Source organism: Micromonospora cremea, assembly GCF_900143515.1.
Taxonomy (GTDB): Bacteria; Actinomycetota; Actinomycetes; order Mycobacteriales; family Micromonosporaceae; genus Micromonospora; species Micromonospora cremea.
Genome location: NZ_FSQT01000001.1, coordinates 2,849,279 through 2,873,898 on the forward strand (window position 1 = coordinate 2,849,279; position 24,620 = coordinate 2,873,898).

Consider the following 24,620-nt stretch of genomic DNA (forward strand, 5'->3'; position numbering starts at 1 on the left):
AAAGACTGTCAGACGTCGACGAGGTCGTAGCCGGCCTCGTCGACCGCGGCCCGGACGGCCGCGGGGTCCAGCGGCGCAGCACTGGTGACAGTGACCCGCCCGGAGCCGAGGTCGACCTGGACGTCGTTGACACCGGCGATGCTGCTGATCTCGGTGCTGACCGAGTTCACGCAGTGTCCGCAGGTCATGCCCTGCACCTGGTAGGTGGCGGTGGTCATCGGAATGCTCCTCTCAACACCCTCATCAGGCCCCGGAGGTATCAGCGCCAGAGGTCGTGGCAGGGATCGCCTGTCCAGGGATACCTTGAGGGGGTATGTAACTCACCGCACCGTAGCATACCCCCGAGGGGTACGCTATCCTGGTGCGATGACCACACCCACTCCGATCCGCGGGTACACCGCCAGCAAGGACCAACTGCTCGCGCGGCTGCGGCGCGTCGAGGGGCAGGTCCGGGGCGTCGAGAAGATGGTCGACGACGACCGGTACTGCATCGACGTGCTCACCCAGATCTCCGCGATCCAGGCCGCCCTGGACAAGGTCGCCCTGGGGCTGCTCGACGGCCACGCCCGGCACTGCATGCACGAGGGGGCCGCCGAGGGCCGCGCCGACGAGATGGCCACCGAGATGATGGCCGCTGTCGGCCGCCTCATGAAGCGCGGCTGACCCTCCCGGCAATCGGCAGGTCGGCCAACCCCACGTGGCCCGCCCTGGCGACGCCCAGCCGCTGGACCGGAGTGCGGACTTCGCGCCGTCTCGCCAGGCTGCGGCAGCCCACGTGGGCGCCACCATTACGTCCACCGGCCGCGTCACCCTGGCAGGCACCCGTGACGACGAGATGCCGGCCGATCATGCATCGGCCGGCATTACTGCGCCCGATGTCGTGACGCGTGCCAGATCGGCGTCTGTTGTCAGGTCTCGTCACGCGACCGCTGCCGCGCCAGTCACGGTGGCCTCCAGATCGTCATGATGATCCTCCCCGGTCCGTGTCGTCTGTCATGTCGAGTCCGAACGGCTCGGTCAGCCGACCTGGGCGTTCTCGGGTTCGGTGACAGCCTGCCGACCAGTGGCGCGCGTCCGAAGACTGCTCGCGGCGATGACGGCCCCGACGGCGGCGATGACACCGGCGCCGGTGAACGCCGCCGAGTACCCGTCGGTCAGAGCCGGCAGGTCACCGAGCCGGTCCGCGCCGTACGAGGCGGCCACCGCCGTCATCGCGGCCAGACCCAGCGCCGAGCCCACCTGGTAGCTGGTGTTGACGATCCCGGATGCGAGCCCACCCTCCTCAGGTGGAGCACTGGAGATGGCCGTGCCCAGCGAGGGGATGAACGCTAGCGACATACCCAACGCGGCCACGAGCGAGGCCGGCAGGACGTCCACCACGTAGCTGCCGTCCGGCCGCACGAGAGCCAGCCATCCGAGTCCGGCGGCCAGTACCGCCAGGCCCGCAACCACCATCGGCTTCGGGCCGAACCGGTTGATGGCCCGCGGGGCCAGAGTCACCATCCCGACCATGATGAGGATGGTCATCGGAAGTAACGCGGCGCCGCTGGGGAAGGCGTTGTAGCCGAGGACCTGCTGCAGGTAGAGGTTGAGGTAGAACCACATCGGAATCCATGCCGCGCCGAGCAGAAGCTGGGCGACATTGGCCGCGGCGAGGTTCGGGGTACGGAAGATCGATAGCCGCATCAGCGGCTCCCGGCGGGCAGCCTGGATGGCCACGAACGCCACCAACGCGGCGGCCGCACCGGCGAGTGTCAGCCAGGTCTGGATGGAGTTCCATCCGACTTCCGGAGCCCGGACGACCGCGTAGACCGCCGCGGCGAGACCGGCGGTGACGGTAAGCGCCCCGGCGACGTCGAGGGAACCGCGGCGGGCGCCGCCGGCGGGCATCAGCGCCGGGGTGGCGAGTACCACGATCAGGGCGATGGGGATGTTGATGTAGAACACCCACGGCCAGCTGAGGTACTCGGTGATGACACCGCCGAGGAAGACGCCGGCGGTGCCGCCCGCCGGCGCCGCCGCGCCATAGAGCGCGAGGGCCGTGGTGAGTTCTCGCGGCTGGGCCCCGAAGAGCATCATCAGCAGCGTCAGCGCGGACGGTGCGATCAGGGCGGCGCCGACGCCCTGTGTGGCGCGGGCGGCCAACTCCACCGCGACGGTGTCGGCCAGGCCGGCGGCTGCCGATCCGGTGAGCAGGATCAGCCACCCGGCGGTGAACACGCGCCGCGCGCCGAACAGGTCCGACAGCCGACCGCCCAGCAGCAGCAGTCCTCCGAACGCCACGACGTAGGCGTTGAACACCCACGAGAGATTCTCCGGCGAGAAGCCGAGGTCGTCCTGCATCTGCGGGAGGGCCACCCCGATGATCGAGGTGTCCATGATGACCATGAACTGAGCGAGCGCGATGAGCCCGAGGCCCCACCAGCGCTTGGATCCGTGTGACATCTCCACCACTCCTTTTATGCCCCTAGGGGGTATGGGTAAGTGAACGAATGTGTACCCCCAGGGGGTATGAGTTGTCAAGCGACGTCCAGCCCCGACTCGTGCTTGCCCTCCTCGCAGCCGGCGTCCCCCTCCGTACCATTCATGGGGATTCATCGATGTTCAACGGGCCGGGTCCACGCTCGACAGGCAGCCGGCGCTGCATGTGCACCAGCGAATCGAGCTGTAGTTGCGCCACTGCCGACGTGAACCGGGCGGTCAGCACCGTCGAGGGCGTGACGGGCGCGGCGATCGACGTGGCCTGTGGCACGGTCGCGGTCACCAGCGATGCCGCGTTGGCAATCACCAACGTCCACGCGGCAGTCGAGAAGGCCGGCTACGACCTGGTGCGCTGACTGCAGGGCTGGCGTGCCCGCTTGCAACGGGCGGGCGCGCCGAGGATGTGGGGCGGGCTAAGCGGGCGGGCAGAGGACAACCAGCCGGTAGTCGTGCAGATGTGGTGGCGGCCTTGGCCGGCCGCCACCACATCCTTGTCCGGGGCTACCGGGTCAAGCGCACCCGCCGCAGCATTTGAGCATTGAGTGCCACCACGATCGTGGAGACCGACATCAGCACCGCACCAACAGCCGGGCTGAGGCTGATCCCCGCCCAGGCGAGGACGCCAGCGGCGAGCGGGATCGCCACGACGTTGTAGCCGGCAGCCCAGGCCAGGTTCTGGATCATCTTTCGGTACGACGCCCTGGACAGGCGGATCACAGCGGTCACGCCGCGCGGGTCGGACGAGGCGAGGATGACTCCGGCGGACTCGATCGCCACATCCGTTCCAGCACCGATGGCGAGTCCGACGTCGGCGCGGGCCAGTGCGGGCGCGTCATTGACGCCATCCCCCACCATCGCGACGGTCAGCCCCCGGGCCTGCAGGTCGGCGACCGCCCGGTCCTTGTCGGCGGGCAGCACCTCGGCGAAGACCTCGTCGACGCCGGGGCGGAACCCCAGGTCTGCGGCGACGGCCTCGGCGACCGGCCGAGCGTCGCCGGTGATCATCACGATCTTCCGTACGCCCTGCTCCCGCAGCTGCGCGATGGCCTCCCGTGCCTCAGGACGGATCTCGTCCTCCAGGGCGAACGCCCCGACCGCCTCCGCGCGCCCGCCGTCGGGTAGCCGGACCAGGTGGAGCACCGCCGCCCCGCGCGCCGACCAGACCTGTTCGACCCTGACCAATTCGTCCGGCACGCGCGCCCCCAACTCGCGAAGCAGGGCCGGACCGCCGACGGCATAGGTCGTGCCATCCACCACGGCCTGCACACCCCGACCGGTCAGCGACCGGAAATCACGGGCGATCGCGCGCATTCCCCGGTCCTGGGCCACGGCCACCAGCGCCTTCGCGAGGGGGTGCTCACTATCCGTCTCGACCGCGCCGGCGATGCGCAACACCTCATCCTCTGTGGTGCCGGCGGCAGCCGCTGTGGCAGTGACGGTGTGTGCGCCCTTGGTCAGTGTGCCCGTCTTGTCGAACAGCACCGCATCGACTGTGCGCATCCGCTCCAGGGCGAGGCGATCCTTGACCAGGATGCCCGCCCTCGCCGATACCGCGGTCGACAGCGCGATCACCAGTGGGATGGCCAACCCGAGGGCGTGCGGGCAGGCGATCACGAGCACCGTGACCGTGCGGACGACCGACTCGTCGAGGTCGCCCAGCGCCCACCAGACCCCGAAGGTGACCAGCGCGGCGGCGGTCGCGACGTAGAAGAGCATCGCCGCGAACCGGTCGGCGAGCACCTGGGCCCGGCCGGCTGACGCCTGCGCCTGGGCGACGAGCCGCCCGATGCCGGCCAGCGCCGTATCGTCGCCGACGGCGTCCACCCGCAGACGCAGAGCCGAGTCCGTTGCCACGGTGCCGGCCACCACCCGGTCTCCCACGCCACGTGAGACCGGTCGGGACTCCCCCGTGATCATCGACTCGTCCAACTCGGCGGCGCCCTCGACGATTCGGCCGTCTGCCGGCACCCGAGCGCCGGAACGGACGAGGACCAGATCACCGACCCGCAGTTGGCTCACCGGCACGGGGTGCAGCTCACCGCTGTCGTCGATCCGCTCGGCGTCGTCGGGCAGCAGCGCCGCCAGCGCGGCAAGCGCGCCCTGCGCCTGGCCGATCGCCTTCATCTCCTGCCAGTGACCCAGCAGCATGATGGTCACCAGAGCGGCGAGCTCCCACCAGAAGTCCAGGTCGAACAGCTTCAGGCTGGTGGCCAGTGATGCCGTGTAGGCGACGGCGATCGCCATCGTGATCAGCAGCATCATCCCCGGGGCCCGGTCCCGGATCTCGCGGACACCGCCGACCAGGAACGGCCATCCGCCGTAGAAGAAGACCACCGAGCCGAGGACCGGGCCGACCAGGCTCATGCCAGGGAAGTCCAGGGTGTAACCGAACCAGTTCATCACCATGTGACTGGTCACGACGATCGGCAGCGTCAGGGCGAGGCTCAGCCAGAACTTGCGCCGGAACTGCTCTGGGTCGTGGCCGGCGTGCTTGTCATGCCCTCCGTGCCCCGCGTGGCCGTGGTGAGCTGCGTGGTGGTGGCTATCGTGTCCGCCGGCATCCTCGCTCGGTAGCCGGGTCTGCGTCCCGGTCGAGTAGGTCGGGTCGTTTCTGTGGTGTGGCACGCGGGGCTGTGGGGCGCCTGGGGCCGGACCGTGGCGGGGATCCGTCGTCCGGGCGTGGCCCTCGTGGGAGTACTCACGCGGCGTTACGTGCACGTCCGTCGCGTTCTCGTGCCCGCTGTGTTCGTGTCTCATACCGTCCACCTCCACCCAGCACCATATACCCCCTAGGGGTATACCGAAACTACCCCTACCCCTGAGGGGTACGAAGCGGGTTCGCGGAGCGACCGCCGCTGCTGGACGGGCAACTGACGCGGCCAACGCTGGCGGATCAGAAGTGGGCGGGGCTGCCGTCAGTGCTGTCGGGGACAGCTGCTCTACATGGGAAGGAGCACCCGTTGGCGATCGTCCAACGCCGGGAGCTCGCGCCGCTGCTGTCCCCACCCAGGTTGCCGCGCCACGGCATCGTCGTGCACCCCTGGCCGCAGCCGCTGCCGGCGAGTTGGATCGGGCAGTTGGACCGACCCGAGCCGCAGCGCTACACGCACGTGCAATCAACGGTGGTGGCTCAGATCGAAGTGGACACCGCTTTCGAGTGAAGCGGGTGGCTCAACGGCTATCGGCGGCAATCTGATCTAGGTGTTTCCCCAGCTGACCGGCGTCTGCGTCAGGACAGCAGGATGATTGCACTGTGCAACTACTGTGAGACTGTTGCCGCTATTGCGCTCAGTATGGGGCAGCGCGACACCAAGCCTGGGAGACCTTCACACCAATGACGACCCCCTACGACCCTGCCCAAAATCAGCCGCCCGCCGGCCAGCAGCCGATGCCGCCGACCGCGCAGTTCCCGCAGGTGCCCGCCGGCCAGTTCCCTCCGCCCGCCGGGCAGTACCCTCCGCCCGCCGGCCAGTTCCCTGCTCAGCCCGGCCAGGTCCCGCCGCCGCCCGGCGGCTGGCACGACGTCGCGCCGGCGCCCGCCGCCCGCAAGCGCCCCGCCTGGCTGGTCCCGACCCTCATCGGCGTCGGCGCCATGGTGGTGCTGTGCTGTGGCATCGGCGCCGTCGGCGCCATGTTCGGCGACTCGAAGCCGGCGAGCGTGTCGGCGAGCGAGCCCCCGGCGGTGGCCAAGCCTGCGGACGCGACGACCACGGCGCCCACCACGACCGCCCCCGCCACGACCGCTGCCGCTCCGGCACCGGCGAAGACCACCGCAGCCCCGGCACCGGCGAAGCCGGAGACCTTCGGCATCGGCGACAAGGTCCGCGGCGGTGACTTCGAGTTCACCGTCAAGAGCGAGAAGTGTGGGATCTCCCAGGTCGGCTCCCAGTTCCTGAACACCAAGGCACAGGGCACCTTCTGCAAGGTCAGCGTGACCGTCAAGAACGTCACCAAGAGCGCGCATACCTTCCACGCCGACGGGACTCTCACCGCACAGGACGCCAGCGGCCGGGAGTACGAGGCCGACGGGGAGGCCGGGATCTACGGCAACAGCGATGGGCAGGGGTTTCTCGACGAGATCAACCCAGGCAACTCGGTGACCGCGAACGTCTACTTCGACGTGCCGAAGGGCACCAAGCTGAAGACGATCACGTTCGACGCCGGCCTGTTCACCCTCGCCGAGGACGCCGTCGTCACCCTGTGACAGTGACGATGTAGGAGCGGGTCACCCGGCCGGCCTGATTCACCCTCTGACTGGCGATACTGCCTTCCGGCAGAGTCGTCGGTTTGTCCGGGTGACCTGTTCCTGCACTCACCGGCCCGACGTTCGCAGGGGCACGCGCGACCTGCTGACGCTGCCGTCGTTCTACCGCTCGTGGGGGTCCAAGAGTCACTGTCCGGTCACCAGCGAAAAGCTATCCGATGCCTGTTCACAGGGCGTCGTGGGTTGCCATCGTTGCTGGCCGGTTGACGACTTCTGGCGGCGTCTTGTGCCCCGTCTGAGCCCCGTCTGTGCCCCGAGTGCCTGTCGGGCGGCCTCGCCCATCGGGTCGTCACGGGTGGGCAGCCCCTGGATGGTTGGCAGCACTTCCTCCTAGAAGACACCGTGCAACCGGCGCAGTTCAAGTGCCGGATGCTCGGCGTCGTCGACCCGCACGTCCCAGAGCGGGTACGGCTGGTCGCCGATCACCGTCACGGTCGCCGACCGTGCGCCGTCCCGGTCACCACCGGTCTCCTCGCCGGCGCCGACGGCCAGCACGAGCCGCTCGGCCAGGTCGAGTTCCCGGCTGCCCTCGAACACCCGGACGATCTCCGCGAGGGTCTCCGGGCCCACCAGGCGGTTGCCCTGCACCGCGTAACCCGGCCCGGTGCGGTGCCCCGCCCAGTCCCGCGTACAGGAGCCGGTGAAGGCGTCAGACCGACCCTGACGGTCGACCATGCCGACCTGCCGCACCTCGCGACCCGGGTCCCAGGCCAGCAGCTCGGTCAGGACGTCCTGCGGCGAGCGGCCCTCGCCGAGCAGCGGCAGGCCATCGTAGGCCAGGAACGGGTTGGGGGTGGCCTGGGTTGCCACCGCACCACCGCCGGCGTGAACGTGTGCGACGAGCTTGCCGACCGCGGGTCTGGCCGTCAGGGCTCCCACCCCGAGCTGACCGGTACGCGGACACCGCGCGGCGATCGAGAAGGTCACGATCGGCAGGTACCCGGACGAACCCCGGACATGCCACATCCCCGCCTCGCATGCTGCCGCCTTCCGGATCGTTATTGCTCGCGGTCGGGCCTGTGCTGCATCAGGTCAGCGGGCCTGTCCTGCGGCGTCATACTGCCGGTCAGCCCGGGGTCGGTCGACCCCTGCGTGCTTGCGCGACGCCCAGCCACTCGCCGAGCCGACGGCGGACCCGGCTGCGGCGATATCCCCCTTGCACCGCCCCGATCGGTGGTGGATCGAACAGCGATCCCAACCCGGGTGCCGCTGTGGCCGGCTTGGTCAAGAACGTCGCGCTCCACCGGGCGACCAACGACTCGGTGGCACGCGGTGACATTCGATGGGCGAACAGCGCCAGGTGTGAGACCACACCGGTTGTTAACTGCCTGCGCGGGCGGCGGGCGCATGCGAGGATCTTGGCGGCGAGACGCTCAGGTGCGTACGCGGGCGGGATAGCTCGTAGTTGGCGGCCCGAGTGGTTGGCGGCCCGCTCGAAGAACGGCGTGTCGACCGGCCCGGGTAAGACGAGACAGACCCGTATCCGAGGATGGCGGGCGACCGCCTGCTGAAGGTTCAGGGCCAGCCCTCTGATGGCGAACTTGGTCATGGAGTAGAGCGGGACCAGTGGGTTCGGGAACACAGACAGCAACGACCCGAGGAGCACGAGGGTCCCGTTGCCCTGCGCCTGAAATGTAGCTAGCGCGGCGCGGGCGCACAGCGCGCTGCCGAATACGTTCGTGTCGACCAGCCGACGAATCTCGTCCACCGATTCGGAGCCCAGCGGCCCGGCAATGCCGACGGCCGCCGCTTCGACCCAGACGTCTATCTGCCCGAACCGCTGCACCGCCAGCCGGGTCAACCGCTCGACGGCCACTGGGTCTGCAATGTCGGTCGGCACAACCAGCACCTGCCCGCCTCGTGCCCGGCAGTCGTGTTCCACCTCCGCGAGCGCGTCTGGGCTGCGCGAGGCGAGTACCAACCTGGCCCCGTCGGCAGCGAACGCCAACGCCGTCGCGCGGCCAATTCCGCTCGACGCCCCCGTGATCAGCACCACGGCGTCACGGAGCGTTCTACGCCTGACCATCACACCTCCCGCAACGCAGCACACAACGAGATAAACGTTCTACCCACGGGTGTGACCATCACTCCCAGGGCGCATCACGCTGCCTGCCGAACTGCGGCAAGCCGCCGGGAAGGCCGAGAGACGGGTTGATCATCGCCGGCTGACGGCCGGGCTTTCGACGCCGCAAGAAGTTGGGCAATAAGGCCTTGGGGCACGCAACGAATGACGTCAGCTCAACTGCTTGCCGCCTGCCCGCCCGGCAAGCGGAAGCGACCGATGCTGGCACCTTCGGAGCCGGTCGCTGTCACCGCTGCTGTCGAAAGCTAGTGGCTCGACTCGCGGCGCGAGCGCTTCGGACCGCCGCGCTCCAAAAGGACGTCAGAGGGGCTGCACGCTGCTGACCGGCACGAAGCCGCGGGCCCGATAGTTCGCCAGCGCGTGAGGGTGATCCCAACTTGAGGTACGCAACCAGGCGCGCCGCGTCCGCCCTCCGAGCTCTACACCGTTCTGCGGCCCCAGCAGGTTCCATGCGGCATGCGTCAACAGTGACAAGGAGTAACCGCCGTACCCATGTCCTATGTACTCTGGCCTGAGACCGAAGGTGTCCAGTTCCACCTCCGGCCCTGAATGCCAGCGCAGACAGCCCCAACCGGCCAGCTTGTCGTTCACATGGATCCACCAGTGCTGCAACGCCGGATCGCTGAGCCAATCGACCCAGTTTTGTCTTGACCATGCCAGGCTCGACCATCGATGCGCCAACGCAATGCGATCGTGTACCTCCTGCAACTGCGACAAGCTGTCCCCGGCCGGGTCCTTGACCGGCACCAGGGCCAGCCCCTCGACAGCCCTCGCCCACCGCAGCTGACCAGGACTCGTCATCTGCAGGCACGTGATCAACTTCTCGGAGTGCACGCCCTATCGTCTCCCAGGGGACGGATCGCAGCTGCGCCTGGCATCGATCAGAAAGGGCCTGGATGCTCGGGTTCAGCCGCAGGAGAGGATGGGCTGCTCCAACGGCACGCCCACCGTGCAGAGCCGACATTCTTGAGGTTCCCATAATGTGTTAGGCCATGAAGCCAGCGTTGTCAGTGGCACGGAGGCCAGGGATTGCTGCCGTAGAGCCGTTTCGCCCAGCTGCAGCAGTGCAGCGATCACGACCGGTTCGGCACCACTCGCCCGCACCGCAGCGGCCGTCGAACACACGGCGGATCCGGCGTTTATGACGTCATCCACGATTGCCACGCGCCTGCCGCTGATGAGGGCGGAGAATGCCTGAGGCAGCCGGTAGCGGGCGGAGTACAGCTGGCCAGGCGCATATGCGACCCGCTCGGCGTAGGCAAACGGCAGGGCTAGCCGCTCAGCGACTCGATAAGCGAGCAATGCACCACCGACAAGTGGACCCACCACTGCCTCGACGTTGTAGGCGGTGAGCGAATCGGAAAGCGCCAGCACGAGCGGCTCGAGGGCTGCGGGCCGCCACAGCATGGCGTCAAGGTCGAGCAGGAGATGCCCGTGATGGCCTGATTCCAACAAGAAATGACCGTCGCGAGCGGCAAGCAGCTCCCGCAGCGTGTCGTCCATGAGGGCAATGGTGTCACGCACAGCGAACCCACCCTGGTCGCCTTTACCGCATGGCGCGCCTGCGATAGTCCACGGCGACGGCAATCAGCAGCGGACCCCAGGCGAGCAGGGGAACGTAGTACCGCAAGATGTCCCAGCCCGGCCGATCGTGCACGACAGCGTCCTGCACCGCTGTCGGACTCCACCCCCGGTCGACGAAATGGAACGCCTGGTTCAGCACGAAGTAGACGCAGATGACCACGAGCAGTAGGCCGCCAGTGATCGCCAGCCGGGTCACCGCGCCAGGCGCAAGTGGTCTGCCGCCCAGCCACCGAGGAAGACGCTGACCCCACTGATGCACGAGCCCGAGCGTCAGCACGGCCAGGGCCATGGACAACACGGACAGGAAGATCAGATACCAGCCGACCGTGCTGCCCATAGCTGCCGTCACCCGCCAGATGGCCGACGGAAGAACACACAGCGGCACAGCGTAGGCGGCGGCAACCGCCCAACGAGACGGGCGGACGGGGGTGGGACTCACGGCTCCCTCCAATCATCGACTGCCCATCACCCTTCCCTGAGCGCCCGCGACCGGACTCCCCCCGCAGAACCAACTGCCTCGCTCGCTCGGGGGACCGTCAACCCCGAGCGTGGCGCTCGCCGCGCGGCAGAGCGGGACGCGCCGATGACGTCGCGATGGGGATGCGCCGCATGCAACCCGCGCAGGCCCTTGGCCGCCGCATCCCCACCACGGCCGGCGGCGACTCACGCTACGGCGCGGCGGTGCGACGACCGCCGCGCCCCGGCTGGCTACCGACGACCACCTCACCCGTCAACGGTTTGTCGTTCTTCGGCGGCCCTCCGGCTTTCCGCGTTTTCCTTGTCTAGCGGTACGTGCGGTCGCCGTGTCGGCTCTCGCTGAGGAAGAGAGCACCGCACGGTGGCTGCGGCGTCAGCCCTGGCGACGGTTCCAGGGGCCGGTGACGGCGTATGTGATGCCCGGGTTGTAGACGTTGAAGAACATGGTCCGGCCGTCGGCGGAGAACGTCGCGCCGGCCAGCTCGCCGTACTGCGGGTCCTCGGCGGTGCCGACGTTGACCCGGTTCTGGGCAAAGACGAACACCTCGCCGTCGGCGGTCGTACCGAGGATGTGCTGGTCCCCGATTCCGTCCTCGCACATCATCAGGCCCCCGTACGGGGACATGCAGATGTTGTCCGGCGCATCGAACTCTGGGTTCTCCAGTGCCGGCGTGGGGCGGGTGAAGATGGTTTCGAGGCGCAATGTGTTGGCTCGGGGGTTATACCGCCAAACCTGCCCGTCGTGGTCGCGGGCCGAGCCCAGCTCACGCCGGGCGAACGACGAGACGAAGTAGGCGCAGTGGTCCTTCTCCCCCCACCAGGCGCCCTCGATCTTGTACCCACCAGTGATCGGCTTGCGGTAGTCCTGCGCACGGACCGACTCCGTCGTCGCCAGGGGGTCCGGCACGTCGAGCCACTCGATGCCGGAGAAGGACATGCCCGCCTCGGTCACCACGGACAGGTCCGGCAGGTCCGGGACGTGCAGAGCCTGCAGCACACCGCCTGCCCGCAGGCTCCCGTGACCGCCGAGCGGCCGGTTCGGCAGGAAGCGGTAGAAGCTTCCCAGCGGCGCCACGAACGCGTCCTCGGTCTCGTAGACGATGCCGGTGTGCGGGTCGACCGCGACTGCCTCGTGCTGGAACCGACCCATTGCGGTCAGCGGTGCCGGGTCGGTGTTGCGAGCATCGTCGTACGGGTCAACCTCGAAGATGAACCCGTGGTCCTTTGTGTACCCGCGGGTCCCCGCCTTGTCTTCGGTCTCCTCGCAGGTCAGCCAGGTGCGCCACGGGGTTTGGCCGCCGGAGCAGTTGATGGCTGTGCCGCCCAGGCTGACGTGCTCGGAGATTGCGCGTCTTGATGCTCTGACGATGATCGTGCTGGTCCCGCCCCCGGCGGCCGGGTCGTACGTACGTTCCGGCGGAGCCACGACCCTGATCGTCGCGGTCGGGGAGCACTCATGGTTGCGGACCAGGCGGGTGCCGCGCGCCTTGTCGGCGAAGGCACCCATACCGTCGAACCGGCTCGGCACGATGCCGCCGTCCGGCCGGACGGCGCCTTCACGGGACAGCACCGTGTAGCGGAACCCCACCGGCAGGTCGAGCATGCCGGCCGGGTCAGGCACGAGCGGACCGTACCCGACATCCGGGCCGGACACCCCCAGCGCGGGTGCCGCGGTGAACAGGGCGTCGACCGAACCGGCCACGGTCACGGCGAGACCGGCTGCGGCTGAGCGGGACAGGAACTGGCGGCGAGACAAAGACACGGACATACCTCCTGGACGTCGCGGCCCGTTGCGGCCCGGGCGGATATCGACCCGAACCGCTCGATCCACTAGGTCACATCCCGGCTCACCCGTCAAGGCATCGACCGAATTGATCGCCGTGCCGATACGGGATCCCGGTCCCAGTCCGGCGCCGCCAGACAGGCGTCCCACGCCCCCTCCGCAGCCATCGCATCGAAGAACCTGCCTGCGTTCACCGAAGCGAGCCGGCGGTACGACCAGGTCGGCGGCACCGCATGCCCTCGAGGCAGGCACGACGCTGTGCTACCGGCTGGCCGCAAACAAACGTGAGGTGGACGCTCCTATGCCGCGTCAAGTGATCGTGGTGGGGTTTCGAGGCGTCGGTAGAGCTCTCGGGCGACGTAGCGCTTGAGGCAGCGTTTGATTTCTCGGTCGGTTTTGCCTTGGGTCCGGCGGCGGTCGGCGTAGGCGCGGGTGCGGTCGTCGTGTTGTAGGCGGGTCAGGACGATGGTGTGTAGGGCGCGGTTGAGTTGGCGGTCTCCTGAGCGGTTGAGTCGGTAGCGGACGGTTTTGCCGGAGGACGCCGGGATCGGGGCGGCGCCGGCGAGCATGGCGAACGCGGCGTCGTCGCGGCAGCGTCCTGGGTGGGACCAGGCGGTGAGCACGGTGGCGACGACGATCGGTCCGACGCCGGTGAGGTGAAGCAGGTCCGGTCGCCAGGAGCGGACGATGGCACGGATCGCTTTGTCGTGTTCGGTGGCTTCGGTCTCGAGGAAGCGGGACGCGGCGGGCGAGGTCCCGCAACACGGTCAGGTAGGTGAACACCTCGACGTCTGCGCTGGTGGTGGGGCGCAGTCGGGTGGCGGTGGTGAGCATGACGCGGGTGCTCTGGCCGCGGGAGCGGGCTCGCACCACCTCGGGAGCGGTGATCACCATGGCGTGCAGCTGTCGCTGGGCGTCGGCGCTGGCTTCCACGGCGGCGCGGCGGGCGGTCAGCCGCACCTGCAACGCTGCTCGTTGCGCGCCGGTCTTGGGCTGAGCCAGGCGCGTGCGGGCCAGGGCGTCGCGGGCGGCGCGTTCGGCGTCGATCGGGTCGGACTTCGCCCCGGCGCGGCGGGCCGGGCGCAGCGGCCGGTCCAGTTCGACGACCAGTTCGCCGGCGCCGGCCAGGTGCCGGGCCAGGCCGGCACCGTAGCCGCCGGAGCCTTCCAGCGCCCAGGCCCGCAGCCCCGAGTGTTGCTCGGCCAGGGCCACCAGTTGCGCATAGCCGTCCGGGTCGGTGCTCACCGTGACCCGGGCCAGTACCCCGCCGGTACGGGTGTCGAGCAGCGCGGCGGTGTGCGTGTTTTTGTGCGTGTCGACGCCGATGACGACCTCGACCAGTTCTGCCAGCATGGACATGCGTTCTCTCCTCACCGTGGGGACGCAAGGGTCCGGTCCGGTGCGGAGATGGCAGGACTGTGATGAGACACGCCAGCCGCTAACTGGCGGTCAAGCTCCTGATCAGGCCAAACGTCTCCCGCCGGGCCGGCGCCGGCAGCAGCAGGCGGACAAGTCCCCCCAAAGGCACGAAGCCAGTCAGACGAAGGGTCACGCCCACCACTGCCAGCCATCAGCTCACCACTGCTGAACCGATCCCGCCATGCTCACAGTCAGCCGAGGCGGGTCGCCTCCGCCCGCAAGTGGTCCAGAAAATGCGTGACCGCCGGCGACGGCGTCCTGCCCCGCACGGTCGCCGCGAAAATCTGCCGCGTCGACTCGTCGTCCGGATGCAGGCGTAGCAGGGCGATGTCCGGCGGGGTTCCGCGTATTGCCAGGGCCGGAACCAGGGCCACCCCCAACCCGGCGGCGACGCATCCCAGCTTGCCGGTCCACTCGGCCGCGACGATGTCGATGCGCGGCGTGAAGCCGCTGGGCAGGCTTGCGCGGAGCAGCGTCTTCTCCGCGGTGGCCGAGCCCACGACGAACGCGTCTTCCGCGAGGTCCGCCAGGCGCACCGAGCGGCGGCGCGCGAACCGGTGGTCGCGGGCGACCGCGACCAGTAGCCGCTCGTCGAGCAGATGCCGCAGGTCGAACCGTTCACGGTCCAGCTCGCCCGCGGGCGAGGTGCTGACCACGGCGACGTCCGCCTCGTCCTCGATCAGGCGCTCCAGCAGCCGCGGCGTCACGCCCTCGACCAGCGACAGCGAGATTTGTGGGTACGCCGAGCGGAACGACGCCATCGCCCGGGGCACGAGGGCCGCGACCGCGGTCGGGAAAGCGCCCACGCGCAGCCGCCCCCGGCCGAGTCCGCGCAGATCGTCGAGGTCGCGCCGGGCGGCGGCGAGTCGGTCGAGGACCGCTTCGGCGTGCGGGAGCAGCCCGCGGCCCTCCTCGGTCAGGGCGACGCCGCGGGGCAGCCGGTCGAAGAGCTTCGCGCCGACGTCGATCTCGAGCGCGGCGATCTGGCGGGAGACGGCCGACTGGGTGAAGCTGAGGGCGCGGGCGGCGGTCGTGATCGAGCCGTGCTCCGCGACGGTGCGGAACACCTCCAACAGCTGAGTCTCCATGGCAGATATGGTAACCACGCATGGCAGGCATGCGAGACATTCGTTGGTGGCATGACTCGCGCCGGTCTAGCGTTGCCAGCATGAAGATCATCGCGGTCCTCGGCACAGGACGTATGGGTACGCCGATCGCGCGCCGCCTCCTCGCCGGCGGTCACCGGGTCACGGTGTGGAACCGCAGCCCGGCGCGTTCGGAGCCGCTGGCCGCGAACGGCGCGACGGTGGCCGAGAGCCCGCCCGCCGCGGTGGACGGCGCCGACGTCGTCATCGTCATGCTCACCGACGCCGACGCGGTCGAAGCGGTGCTGTTCGGGCCTGACGGCGCCGCCGCCGCGCTCCGACCGGGGGCGGTTGTGGTGCAGATGTCGACCATCGGGCCGGACGAGGTCCGGGCGGTCGCCGGACGCCTCCCGGCGGGCGTCTCGTTCCTCGACGCCCCCGTCGGCGGCAGCGTCAACGCCGCCCGGGCCGGCAGGCTGGCGATCTTCGCGGGTGGCTCTGCCGACGCCCTGGAGAGCGCGGCTCCGGTGCTGGAACAGCTCGGTTCCGTCCGGCACTGCGGCCCGATCGGGGCTGGCGCGGCCGTCAAGCTCGTCGCGAACACGGGCCTGGTGACGGCGGTCGCCGGGCTGCGCGACGCGCTGACCGTCGCCGCAGCGCTCGGCGTCGACCGGCAGACCGCCCTCGATGTGCTCGGCCGTGGACCCCTCGCCTCCGCGGTCGAACGTGTCGGAGCGCCCGGCGCTTCGTTCGCAGTCGCGTTGGCGGCGAAGGATGCGCGGCTGGCACTGCGTCTGTCGGCGTCGGCTCCCGCGCTCGAGGCCGCCCTCGACCTGATGCAAGCCGCGCCCGACCAGGACGCAGACCTCTCCTCCCTCGTCTCTGCCGACTCTGTGAAGGAATCCTGATGAACCTCACCCTGGACAACCCCGCATCCGTCGCGGCCCCGTTCGGCGACCGCTTCGCCCACGTCGCCCGGATCGACGTCGGCGGCGGCTCGCTGCTGATGCTCGCCGGACAGGTCGCCGTCGACGACGACGGCAAGGTTGTCGCCCCCGGAGACGCCGGCGCTCAGGCCGAACGGATCTTCGAGATCGTCGGCGGCGTGCTCGCGGCGCACGGTGCGAGCTTCGACGACGTGCTGCACATCCGTACGTTCATGACGGATCTAGGGGATCTTCCGGCGTACGGGGCCGTCCGACGCCGCCTCTTCCAGGGCACACCGCCGCCGGCGAGCACGACCGTCGAGATCAGCAAGCTCTTCCTGCCAGGCGCCGTGCTCGAGGTCGAAGTCACGGCCGTGGTCCGTTCGCGCTAGGGAATCGACCTCGCGCGGCGTAGATCATCGTGGGTGAGCATGCCCCTAGACTCCCGGTGTCTCGGAACTCGACAGATGGGAAGTTCTCGTGCGTCGCTGGACGGCCACCTTGACCCTGATCGTGCTGCTCACAGGGTGCGGTGGAGGCGAACAGGTCGACCCGCAGGCTCCACAGCCGGTTTGGCAGAGCGTCGCGCCGACCACCCCGGCCACGCTGACGCCTGCCGAGGCAAAGAGGCGCTACCTGGCAATCGTGGCGCCGTACAACACCACGTTGGAAGAGCTGGAGGACGCGGTCAACGCCGGGAAGCCGTGGCGGACGGTCCGCACGCTGGCCGCCGACGTGGCCCGGACCAACGAAGCACATGCGGTTGAGCTACGCGAGACGGTCTGGCCGGCAGAGGTCCGGGCGCCGATGGGCGCACTCCTCAAAGAAAACGACGTCGCGTTACGGCATTGGCGGCGAGCCGGCGAGGCGGCGGACGCCGACGCGCTGATGCGGGAGATCCGCGCAGCAGCGGCGCACAGCGGAGCCAGGGAGGCCGGCAAGGTCCGCACCGCGCTCGGGCTGCCCGCCTACCGGGAAGGCTGACCGCCTGCTGCCCGCGATCGAACGCCTCGGCGCCAAACAAGACGGGGGCAAGCGTCCGGCCCGAGTCCCGGTGGATGTCCACCAGACTCGGGCCGGATGCGTTCGTCGCGAAGGCCGACAGGCGTCGACCCTGGCCTGAGCGTCGGTCACCGTTACGATCGCCAAGAGCCCGGGCACGGTCCTGGCCGAGGGGATCGAAGCCCGGTCACCGGTTCGCCGGCAAAAGTTCATTTCCTGGGCTACGTGTTTCATTGACCTGCACCACGCGCCGCGACCAATCGGTCAGCACCGTGCAGGCGATCCCTTCCACGTTCGGAGACACCGTGGCAGCTCCAGCAAGGGGATCAACCGCTTCGGCGGTTACCCCACTGGCGCGGGCTCTGGACCGAGCCCCGGCCGCCGGATCGCTGGCCCTTTCCATGCGGTTGAGGCGAGGCCACCTTGCCCTTCGCGCGTCGGGCAGCCCGATTTGCGTAAACCGCATCCTCGTCGGTCTCGGTCTCGGCCGTGGTTGGCGTGTCGGCATCCTCGGCGTGGACGTCTTGAGCCGGCTCAGGCTCCAGCATCGGTATCTCCCTGGATTCGTGGGGTGCCCTAAGGACCGTCGCCAGCCGGCGGAGCCGGACTGCTCGACGCCGGTGGGGGCACCTTGACGGTATCGCAATACCGAGCCCGTCCGATCGACGGTCCGTAGGCCCAGCGCGAATGGCGACCGCCGTTAGATCTGCGGCAGTCGATACGCGACCGAGGGCTGACCGGAAGTGTCACCCAACCGCCCGATTTGATCTTCAACGGCCGAGCATACTGCCCGCCGTTCCGGTGTGGCACGCCGCGTCGACGTACGGCCGCGCTGGCCCGACCGGGACCGGCGCCAACCGCTCACCGACACCTCGGCCTCTTGCTGAACCAGCATGAACGCAAACGGTGTGCGCTGCAGTTGATCTCGGCGCACCGTGGGGCAATGGTCTGTGTCGCCCCTCGGACACAGACCATTGCCCCACCGCCCATGATGATCGGCAAGTCGCGCACTCGCGCATGCCCGTCAACGGCGAACCAGCCGTCGCCAAACGAGGGCTGCGCTCCCCGTCTACGCCGTCCTAGGAGGCTGGGTATCCGGGTGCCCGGGAAATGGACGCGAATCGCCCTCGCGTTGCTCCGGACGCGACTACGGTCAGACCAGTGGTCGATGACCTCAGCGCGGTGGAGGCACTCAAGGCGGACCCGACCCTGTCCGGGTTGCGCCGTTCCCTGGAGGCGTACTACGGCGACCCGGCCCGCGAGGCGGCGATGGACGCGTTCTACGCGCCCCTGGTCCGCCCAGGGGACCTGGTCTTCGACGTCGGCGCGCACGTGGGCGACCGGCTCGGCAGCTTCCGGCGGCTGGGCGCCCGCGTGGTGGCCGTCGAGCCGCAACCGCTCTGCACCCGGGCCCTGCGCGCCCTCTACGCGGACGACGACCGGGTGACCGTGGTGGAGGCGGCGTGCGGGGCGTGTACCGGGCCGGTGCGGCTGCACGTCAACTCGGCGAACCCGACGATCTCCACGGTGTCGGCGGGTTTCCTGCAGGCCGCCGAGGGGGCCGGCGGCTGGGAGGACGAGATCTGGGACGTCGAGATCGAGGTGGCCGGAACCACACTCGACACCCTGGTCGCGGCGCACGGTGTGCCGGGCTTCGTCAAGATCGACGTGGAAGGGTTCGAGGACGCCGTGCTGGCCGGGTTGAGCCGCCCCCTGCCGGCGCTGTCCTTCGAGTTCACCACCATCGAACGGGACCTGGCCGCGCACTGCCTGGACCGGCTCACCCGGCTGGGCTTCACCACGTTCACCGTGGCGCTCGGCGACGAGATGGCGTTCGCCCTTGATGGCTGGCGGCCGGCGGGCGAGGTGGCGGCGTACCTGCGGGCGCTGCCCCACGAGGCCAACTCGGGCGACGTCTACGCCCGCGCCCGGCCCGCCTGACCCGCCTGGCGGACGTCAGGCAGCGGCGAAGGCGGCGAGCCGGTCCAGGCCGGCCGGTTCGGTCATCGGATCACGGTAGGCGCCGGCACGCCCCCGGACGACCCGGTTTCCTCGCATTGACGCTGGTCACACGCCGTCCACCCGATCTTCCCAGCGGCGTCCGCCCGGCCTGCAACCCTGCCAGGACCTTCGTCCACGTGCCGTCACGCTGCCAGCGCCGGAACCAGCGGTACAAGGTCTGTCGCGGCGCATAACGCCCTCGACCCGGCTCCGCAGGCAGGACGCGCCGCACCCCCGCCCACTGAGCGTCGGTGAGATCGTGCCGCCTCCCTGCCGCTACCCTCGCCGGCCTCCAGGTGAATGGCGCCTCCGGGCGTCCGCATGATCGGCGGCCCAGATCGTCCTCAGTGACGACGCAATTCGCCGGGCGCCGGGGTCAGGAGGGAGTCGCCCGGGCCGTGACTGCCCGCCGGGTACTCCTGCAACGGCACTGCTCCCGCCCGCCATGCCTCGAGCACCGGCTCCACGATGCGCCAGGAGTCCTCGACGGTGTCGCCCCGCACCGACAGCGCCGGGTCGCCCTCGAAGGCCCCGCGCAGCACCTCGCCGTACGGCGGCAGCTCCCCCGGCCCGAAGTCGGCCGCCAGGTTCACCTGATCGAGTTCCAGCGGGTTGCCCGGACCGTTGATGTTGACGTCAAGGCTCAGCCGGTCCGGCCCGAAGCCGATCCGCAGCCGGTCCGGCTGCTCGTAGCCGGTCAGCCCGGTGGGTACCCGGGGCGGCTGTTTGAAGGTGACGACGGCTTCCTCGCGTTTGCCGGCCAGGGCCTTGCCGGACCGCAGCCGGAACGGCACACCCGCCCAGCGCCAGGTGTCCACGGCCAGCACCACCTCGGCGAGCGTCTCAGTCTCCCGGTTCGGGTCGATGCCCGGCTCGTCGGCGTACGCGGGCAGCCGCCGCCCGGCCGCCTCCCCGGCCGTGTACCGGGCCCGCCTGCTCCATCGCACCGGGTCGTCGTCCCATACCCGCGTGGCCCGCAGCACCTGTGCCTTGCGGCCGCGCAGGTCCCGGGCATCCAGTGTGGGCGGGGCGTCCATCGCGATCAACGCAAGGACCTGCAGCAGGTGGCTCTGCACCATGTCGACGAGCGCGCCAGCGCCGTCGTAGTAGCCGGCGCGGCCCTCAAGGCCCAGGGTCTCGTCGAAGACGACGTCCACGCAGGCCACGTGCGCCGAGTTGAGCACCGGCTCGAAGATCCGGTTAGCGAAGCGCAGCCCGAGGATGTTCATGACCGTGGACTTGCCGAGGAAGTGGTCAATGCGGTGCACCTGGTCCTCCGGCACGAACCGGGCCAGGATGCCGTTGAGGGACCGCGCCGAGACGGCGTTGGTGCCGAACGGCTTCTCCAACATCAGCCGGGTGCCGGGCGGCAGGCCGATGCGGGCGAGCGCGGCGGCGGCCCGGGCGGTGATCATCGGTGGCAGCGCGAAGAAGATCACCAGCCGGCCGCGACAGTCGGTCAGCAGCCGCCGCAGGTCCTCCTCGCGGGTGACGTCGGCCGAGACGTACCGAGTGGTCCGGACGACCTCGGTCGCCCGGGGACCGTCGGCGCCGACCGTCGCGAAGGCGTCGGCCACGCGGCGGCGCCACCGCTCGTCGTCCCAGTCCTCAGTGCCGCTGCCGCTGCCGATCAGCGTGAGGCCGGGCTGGGCGCCGGTGTCCACCAGTCGGCCGAGCCCGGGCAGCAGCAGGCGCGCGGCCAGGTCACCGGTGCCGCCCAGCAGCAGCAACGTCTGGGAGACGCGGTCCCCGGCGGCGGGAAGGTCGGCCACGGGACCTGGGGCGCTCGGAGGCGATGTCGTCATGCAACCACCATGCCCTGCCGGTCGGGCAGGTTGGCGCCCCTTTAGGGGGACGAGCCCCCGGTCGTTGCGCATCGAAGCCGGCTCCGGTCAGGCCGGGATCAGCGTCCTGTCGCCTGCGGACGTGGACGACCTGAACCTGCGCCTCGCCGCCGAGGACCGCACCGACGTGTGGTGGCTGCGCGCCGCCGTGTTCGTCCGGAGACGAAGGCCGGGTTCTGGCGTGGCTACTCGCGGACCCGGTCGACCCGGCCGCCGTCGAGGCTCACGTGGCCGCGCTGGTCGACACCGCCACCGACCTGCTCCGGTTCCTGCTCGCCCGTTCGGGCGGCGAGTCGCTGATCGACAGGGCATCGGCGCATCACCACCTACTGCGGCGTGCCCAGCAATTCCGTTTTGACGCCGCTGCGGATCAGCAACAAGCTTGGCGGCCAAGCGGCGAAGAAGCCGATGATCAACCCGACCTGGATAATGAGCCAAAACACCGGACTACTAGGCCGCAGGGTCTCGTGGAAAACAAGAAAATGCATTAGCGCCAGCCAACCTAATAGGGCGAATTCGAAGACGGACACGGTCAGCAGGTCGCCCCTGAAAAATTTCCGCATTGCGGCCCACGCTCTTCGACCACCCGTGTGAGCCTCAGTAGAGTAGCGAAATGCAACGCCTACGGCCACTGCGCCTACATAGTCGCCGACGACCTCGGGCCACAGTGTGCTGCCGAACATTTCGAGGCCAACGCCGTAGGTGATAGGCGTAGCAATGATGACACCCATAGTGCAGTGCGTCGCACAATGACAAGCATCGATTGTCGTACGAGCATGTCGCGACCACCTGGGCGGGTTGCCGTGCCGGTCCAGCCACCGGGGAGACTGGGGCCTACCCCACTTTCTGTAGGCCAGGACGGCTGCTGGGCCAAGGTAGAGGGCGGTTGCCGGCCAGACTATCTCCATGACCTTGACCGGCTGACGATATCCAAGAACAAATTGGTCAACAAGGACAACGGCGGTGCTGGCCAACCCCACAAAGAGCACAGCCCACGAAAGCATCACCAGCCACACCGGTTGCACAGACATCTCCGTTCGCTCCATGGCACTCGATGCAATGTCGGTGGCGGCGGATGTGACGAACTCCGCCACCAGGTGAGGAAGGCGACCCAAGATGCCGTCTCAAACATGAGAGCACATCGGGCGGTGAGGCATCCGGCATCGCCCCACCTGCACAACATCGCGCCTCGCGGGCTGAACAATGAACCCGATGCAGAGCAATGCTGGCTCAACGAATTCAGCGGGGGTCGAGTTGTTCTCGGGTTCGTCGGGTGGTGGCGCGGCGGGTGCGTAGTCGCTGGTCGACGGGGTTGCGGAAGATGTAGGCGTCGTGGGCGACCGTCTTGATCACTCGGTTGGTGCCTTCGAAGCCGGCGTTGATGCCGGTGCGGATGAAGGCCAGGATTTGGGCCAGTAGGGCGAGCGCAACCGCATCAAGGGCGCGAGTGCGCAGCGGCATGGCCGCCCAAGCCGCCACCGAAGGTCGGTTCCTCGGCGGACGGCCACCCTACGGCTATCGACTCGTCGACGCCGGCCCCCACCCGAATCCCGGCAAGGCAGCCGACGGTCGACGGCTGCACCGCCTGGAACCTGATCCGCTCACCGCACCCGTAGTACGGTGCGCATCTACGCCGAGTACCTCGCCGGACACGGCATCTTGCCATCGCCGAAGGACTCACCCGCGACGGCATCTTCTCCCCCTCGGCCTACGACCGGCGCCGCAACCGACACCGCACCACCACACCATGGAGCAAGAGCGCCATCCGCTTCAGCCTGACCAACCCCCGCTAAGGGACGTCTCGTAACCCCGGTGTCTGTCTGGTGAGGACGGTCGGTCAGGATGCCTGGATGCAGGTGATCACCGCGGCCCGGCCGGCATGGGTTTTCCCGTTCACGGGGTTGCAGCCCGCCCAGTTCCGCACGCTGGTCCGTCTTGTCGCCGAGCGGGGCGGTGCCACGATCGCCGACGGCCGGCCGGGCCGGCAGTGGGCCCTGGACCTCGCCGACCGGGTGCTGCTGGTCGCCGCGTACTGGCGCACCAACCTGACCATGCGGCAGATCGGTCCGCTGTTCGGGGTGTCTCACTCCGCCGCTCACCGGGTCATCGACACCCTCGGCCCGCTACTGGCACTGGCGCCGGTGCGCCGGCGGCCGGTTGACCAGATCGCCATCGTCGACGGCACCCTGATCCCCACCCGTGATCACCGCCTGGCCGCCCCGAGCAAGAATTACCGGTACTCGACGAACCTGCAGGTCGCCATCGACGCCAGCACCCGCCTGGTCATCGCCGTCGGCGACCCGCAGCCCGGCAACCGCAACGACACGATCGTCTACCGCACCAGCGGCATCCAGGAGAAGCTGGCCGGACGGCCGGTCATGGCCGACGGCGGCTACCGCGGCAACCCCGAGGTGATCATCCCGTACCGCAAGCCCGCCGACGGCAGCGATCTGCCGGACTGGAAGCAAGCCCTCAACGTCGAACATCGGACCGTTCGAGCAGGGGTCGAACATGCCCCGGCCAGGATGAAGTGCTTCAAGATCCTGCGCGACTACCGCCGCGCCGCCCACACATTGGCCGACGCCACTTCCGGCATCGCCAACCTCCACAACATCATCCTCGCTGGCTGACCACCGACCCGGCGCCGGGCAACGCCTTCACCCGGTTACGAGACGTCCCTTAGACCGCCGCCAGGTGTGGAAATAACAACGCAAGACCGAAATCCTGATCGACGTCGACGACGTCGCCCTCGGACACGAAACCAAGCTGCGCTGGAACCCCAAAAACGAGTGGATCTACGGCGCCTTGCACACGAACCACTCAATTATGACGAGACGTATACCCGCACCCAGACGCTGATCGCCAGTGCGGGAAGGTGTCCCGATGGGATCACGAAGCCCCGGGCCAGCAAGCGCAACTACGTGCTGTCCGGGCTCCTGCACTGCGGCATCTGCCAATCACACATGAAGCGGCCAGGCCTGGCATCACTGATGCCCAGCAGCTCGGCTGAGGTGGGAGTTCTTATCGTCGCTTGTCCGAGGGCTGCTCTTTCGTCAAGTGGAGCAGCCAACCCTCGCCCGTACGGATGAGCGCGTACCGCCGGCGGCCGGCGCGGCCGTGCAGGGTGAACAACATTCGGCGCTCGGTACGGTCGTGCTCCTCCCACGTGCCGATGTCGGCGATTGACTTGTCAGCGTCCTCGTAGGTGAGGTGATCGAGGTGGTGGTCGGCCACGGCGATTGCGAGCCGGTTGTCGCTGGGATTGTCCGGCAGGCCGCGGGGCACCGCCCAGGAACGCAGCACACCATCCTCCTCGAGCCGCAGGTCGAAGTGCGGTCGTGGTTTGCGGTGGTGGTGCAGTACGAAGGCGAGCGGCACTCTTACGATTGTCGGCGCCCGCTCACCGTCTCGCTACCGACCTGCTCGTCCTCGCCGCGATCTACCGGCTCGCCGCCCGCGCTCTTGCCGCCGAACTCGACGTCGAAGCCATGCAGGACCTACGGCGCCTCGATCACCATCTGTCGCGCGGGGCCGGGTGATCCCCACGCCCAGGCCGCCCGGACTTCCCTGCCGGGCGACACGCGCCTCGTCCCTAGTTGTTCTGCCCACGGACGTTGGTGACGTGACTGGGTCTTGCATCCGCCATGGCTGCCACTACCGGTGATGGTCAA

24 protein-coding genes and 3 pseudogenes are annotated in these 24,620 nt (G+C 69.1%); 9 read left to right on the forward strand and 18 right to left on the reverse strand.

All coding sequences use genetic code 11. The features are described from left to right. Positions 1–8 precede the first annotated feature (8 nt). A complete protein-coding gene (locus BUS84_RS13065; RefSeq protein WP_074311708.1) occupies positions 9–218 on the reverse strand; it encodes a heavy-metal-associated domain-containing protein in 210 nt (69 codons plus the stop codon). A gap of 148 nt (positions 219–366) precedes the next feature. Here BUS84_RS13065 and BUS84_RS13070 point away from each other — a divergent pair, with 148 nt between their 5' ends. Then, positions 367–663 (forward strand): metal-sensitive transcriptional regulator, encoded by a 297-nt coding sequence (locus BUS84_RS13070; RefSeq protein ID WP_074311710.1) that lies wholly within the window; start codon positions 367–369, stop codon positions 661–663. 354 nt (positions 664–1,017) lie between these two features. Here BUS84_RS13070 and BUS84_RS13075 read toward each other — a convergent pair whose 3' ends face one another. After that, positions 1,018–2,445: an MFS transporter gene (locus BUS84_RS13075; protein WP_074312601.1), complete on the reverse strand. Its 1,428-nt coding sequence runs from the start codon at positions 2,443–2,445 to the stop codon at positions 1,018–1,020. Positions 2,446–2,600: 155 nt separating this feature from the next. Between BUS84_RS13075 and BUS84_RS37495 the strand changes: the two genes are divergently transcribed. Further along, positions 2,601–2,837 (forward strand): heavy-metal-associated domain-containing protein, encoded by a 237-nt coding sequence (locus BUS84_RS37495; protein ID WP_244298509.1) that lies wholly within the window; start codon positions 2,601–2,603, stop codon positions 2,835–2,837. A gap of 145 nt (positions 2,838–2,982) precedes the next feature. Here BUS84_RS37495 and BUS84_RS13085 read toward each other — a convergent pair whose 3' ends face one another. After that, positions 2,983–4,899 carry a heavy metal translocating P-type ATPase gene (locus BUS84_RS13085; RefSeq protein ID WP_425293431.1) on the reverse strand — a complete coding sequence of 639 codons (1,917 nt, stop codon included), beginning with the start codon at positions 4,897–4,899 and terminating at the stop codon, positions 2,983–2,985. Between the two features lie 542 nt (positions 4,900–5,441). Between BUS84_RS13085 and BUS84_RS13090 the strand changes: the two genes are divergently transcribed. Beyond that, complete coding sequence (locus tag BUS84_RS13090) at positions 5,442–5,642, forward strand: hypothetical protein (RefSeq protein ID WP_074311719.1); 201 nt, start codon at positions 5,442–5,444, stop codon at positions 5,640–5,642. Positions 5,643–5,815: 173 nt separating this feature from the next. Then, entirely contained in the window at positions 5,816–6,685 is an 870-nt protein-coding gene (locus BUS84_RS13095) for a DUF4352 domain-containing protein (RefSeq protein WP_074311721.1), read from the forward strand. 390 nt (positions 6,686–7,075) lie between these two features. Here the strand turns inward: BUS84_RS13095 and BUS84_RS13100 are convergent, their stop codons facing one another. From BUS84_RS13100 to BUS84_RS13135, 9 genes and pseudogenes are all read right to left on the reverse strand, one after another. Further along, on the reverse strand, positions 7,076–7,711 hold the full coding sequence (locus tag BUS84_RS13100) for a DUF1028 domain-containing protein (protein WP_074311723.1): 636 nt from the start codon (positions 7,709–7,711) through the stop codon (positions 7,076–7,078). A gap of 100 nt (positions 7,712–7,811) precedes the next feature. Next, positions 7,812–8,741: an SDR family NAD(P)-dependent oxidoreductase gene (locus BUS84_RS13105; protein WP_244298510.1), complete on the reverse strand. Its 930-nt coding sequence runs from the start codon at positions 8,739–8,741 to the stop codon at positions 7,812–7,814. 387 nt (positions 8,742–9,128) lie between these two features. Then, a complete protein-coding gene (locus tag BUS84_RS13110) occupies positions 9,129–9,662 on the reverse strand; it encodes a GNAT family N-acetyltransferase (protein WP_084757380.1) in 534 nt (177 codons plus the stop codon). 72 nt (positions 9,663–9,734) lie between these two features. Next, positions 9,735–10,331, reverse strand: a complete 597-nt coding sequence (locus BUS84_RS13115) for an orotate phosphoribosyltransferase (protein WP_074312607.1) — start codon at positions 10,329–10,331, stop codon at positions 9,735–9,737. Between the two features lie 43 nt (positions 10,332–10,374). After that, on the reverse strand, positions 10,375–10,749 hold the full coding sequence (locus tag BUS84_RS13120) for a hypothetical protein (protein WP_208869603.1): 375 nt from the start codon (positions 10,747–10,749) through the stop codon (positions 10,375–10,377). A gap of 513 nt (positions 10,750–11,262) precedes the next feature. Then, a complete protein-coding gene (locus BUS84_RS13125; protein WP_074312609.1) occupies positions 11,263–12,651 on the reverse strand; it encodes an alkaline phosphatase PhoX in 1,389 nt (462 codons plus the stop codon). Between the two features lie 320 nt (positions 12,652–12,971). Continuing rightward, on the reverse strand, positions 12,972–13,295 hold the full coding sequence (locus BUS84_RS41235) for a transposase (RefSeq protein ID WP_425293432.1): 324 nt from the start codon (positions 13,293–13,295) through the stop codon (positions 12,972–12,974). A 280-nt stretch (positions 13,296–13,575) separates the two neighbouring features. Next, positions 13,576–14,031 (reverse strand): annotated as a pseudogene (locus tag BUS84_RS41240) (IS110 family transposase); the annotation flags it as partial. A 251-nt stretch (positions 14,032–14,282) separates the two neighbouring features. Further along, entirely contained in the window at positions 14,283–15,179 is an 897-nt protein-coding gene (locus tag BUS84_RS13135) for a LysR family transcriptional regulator (protein ID WP_074311727.1), read from the reverse strand. Positions 15,180–15,259: 80 nt separating this feature from the next. Between BUS84_RS13135 and BUS84_RS13140 the strand changes: the two genes are divergently transcribed. From BUS84_RS13140 to BUS84_RS13155, 4 genes are all read left to right on the forward strand, one after another. Further along, on the forward strand, positions 15,260–16,084 hold the full coding sequence (locus tag BUS84_RS13140) for an NAD(P)-dependent oxidoreductase (RefSeq protein WP_208869606.1): 825 nt from the start codon (positions 15,260–15,262) through the stop codon (positions 16,082–16,084). Beyond that, a complete protein-coding gene (locus tag BUS84_RS13145) occupies positions 16,084–16,494 on the forward strand; it encodes a RidA family protein (RefSeq protein WP_208869607.1) in 411 nt (136 codons plus the stop codon). Before BUS84_RS13140 ends, BUS84_RS13145 begins: the two co-directional genes overlap by 1 nt. An 88-nt stretch (positions 16,495–16,582) precedes the next feature. Beyond that, positions 16,583–17,086, forward strand: coding sequence for a hypothetical protein (locus BUS84_RS13150; protein WP_074311734.1), 504 nt, complete (start codon positions 16,583–16,585; stop codon positions 17,084–17,086). Between the two features lie 1,128 nt (positions 17,087–18,214). Beyond that, the gene (locus BUS84_RS13155; protein ID WP_244298511.1) at positions 18,215–19,045 is read left to right on the forward strand and encodes an FkbM family methyltransferase; all 831 of its coding nucleotides are present in this window, start codon (positions 18,215–18,217) and stop codon (positions 19,043–19,045) included. 134 nt (positions 19,046–19,179) lie between these two features. Here BUS84_RS13155 and BUS84_RS41245 read toward each other — a convergent pair. The 5 genes and pseudogenes from BUS84_RS41245 to BUS84_RS36640 all read right to left on the reverse strand — a co-directional run. Then, positions 19,180–19,337, reverse strand: a pseudogene (locus BUS84_RS41245) (transposase); the annotation flags it as partial. Positions 19,338–19,449: 112 nt separating this feature from the next. Then, on the reverse strand, positions 19,450–20,910 hold the full coding sequence (locus BUS84_RS13165; RefSeq protein ID WP_074311740.1) for a glucose-6-phosphate dehydrogenase: 1,461 nt from the start codon (positions 20,908–20,910) through the stop codon (positions 19,450–19,452). A gap of 224 nt (positions 20,911–21,134) precedes the next feature. Then, on the reverse strand, positions 21,135–21,269 hold the full coding sequence (locus tag BUS84_RS40660; RefSeq protein ID WP_280175117.1) for a hypothetical protein: 135 nt from the start codon (positions 21,267–21,269) through the stop codon (positions 21,135–21,137). Between the two features lie 6 nt (positions 21,270–21,275). After that, complete coding sequence (locus BUS84_RS13170) at positions 21,276–22,043, reverse strand: DUF4396 domain-containing protein (RefSeq protein ID WP_084757383.1); 768 nt, start codon at positions 22,041–22,043, stop codon at positions 21,276–21,278. Positions 22,044–22,188: 145 nt separating this feature from the next. Beyond that, positions 22,189–22,359: pseudogene (locus tag BUS84_RS36640) on the reverse strand (ISL3 family transposase); the annotation flags it as partial. A 440-nt stretch (positions 22,360–22,799) separates the two neighbouring features. Between BUS84_RS36640 and BUS84_RS13180 the strand changes: the two are divergent. After that, entirely contained in the window at positions 22,800–23,579 is a 780-nt protein-coding gene (locus BUS84_RS13180) for an IS5/IS1182 family transposase (protein WP_074311742.1), read from the forward strand. Positions 23,580–23,970: 391 nt separating this feature from the next. Here BUS84_RS13180 and BUS84_RS13190 read toward each other — a convergent pair whose 3' ends face one another. Continuing rightward, positions 23,971–24,327 carry a DNA polymerase ligase N-terminal domain-containing protein gene (locus BUS84_RS13190; protein WP_244298513.1) on the reverse strand — a complete coding sequence of 119 codons (357 nt, stop codon included), beginning with the start codon at positions 24,325–24,327 and terminating at the stop codon, positions 23,971–23,973. Positions 24,328–24,620: the final 293 nt, after the last annotated feature.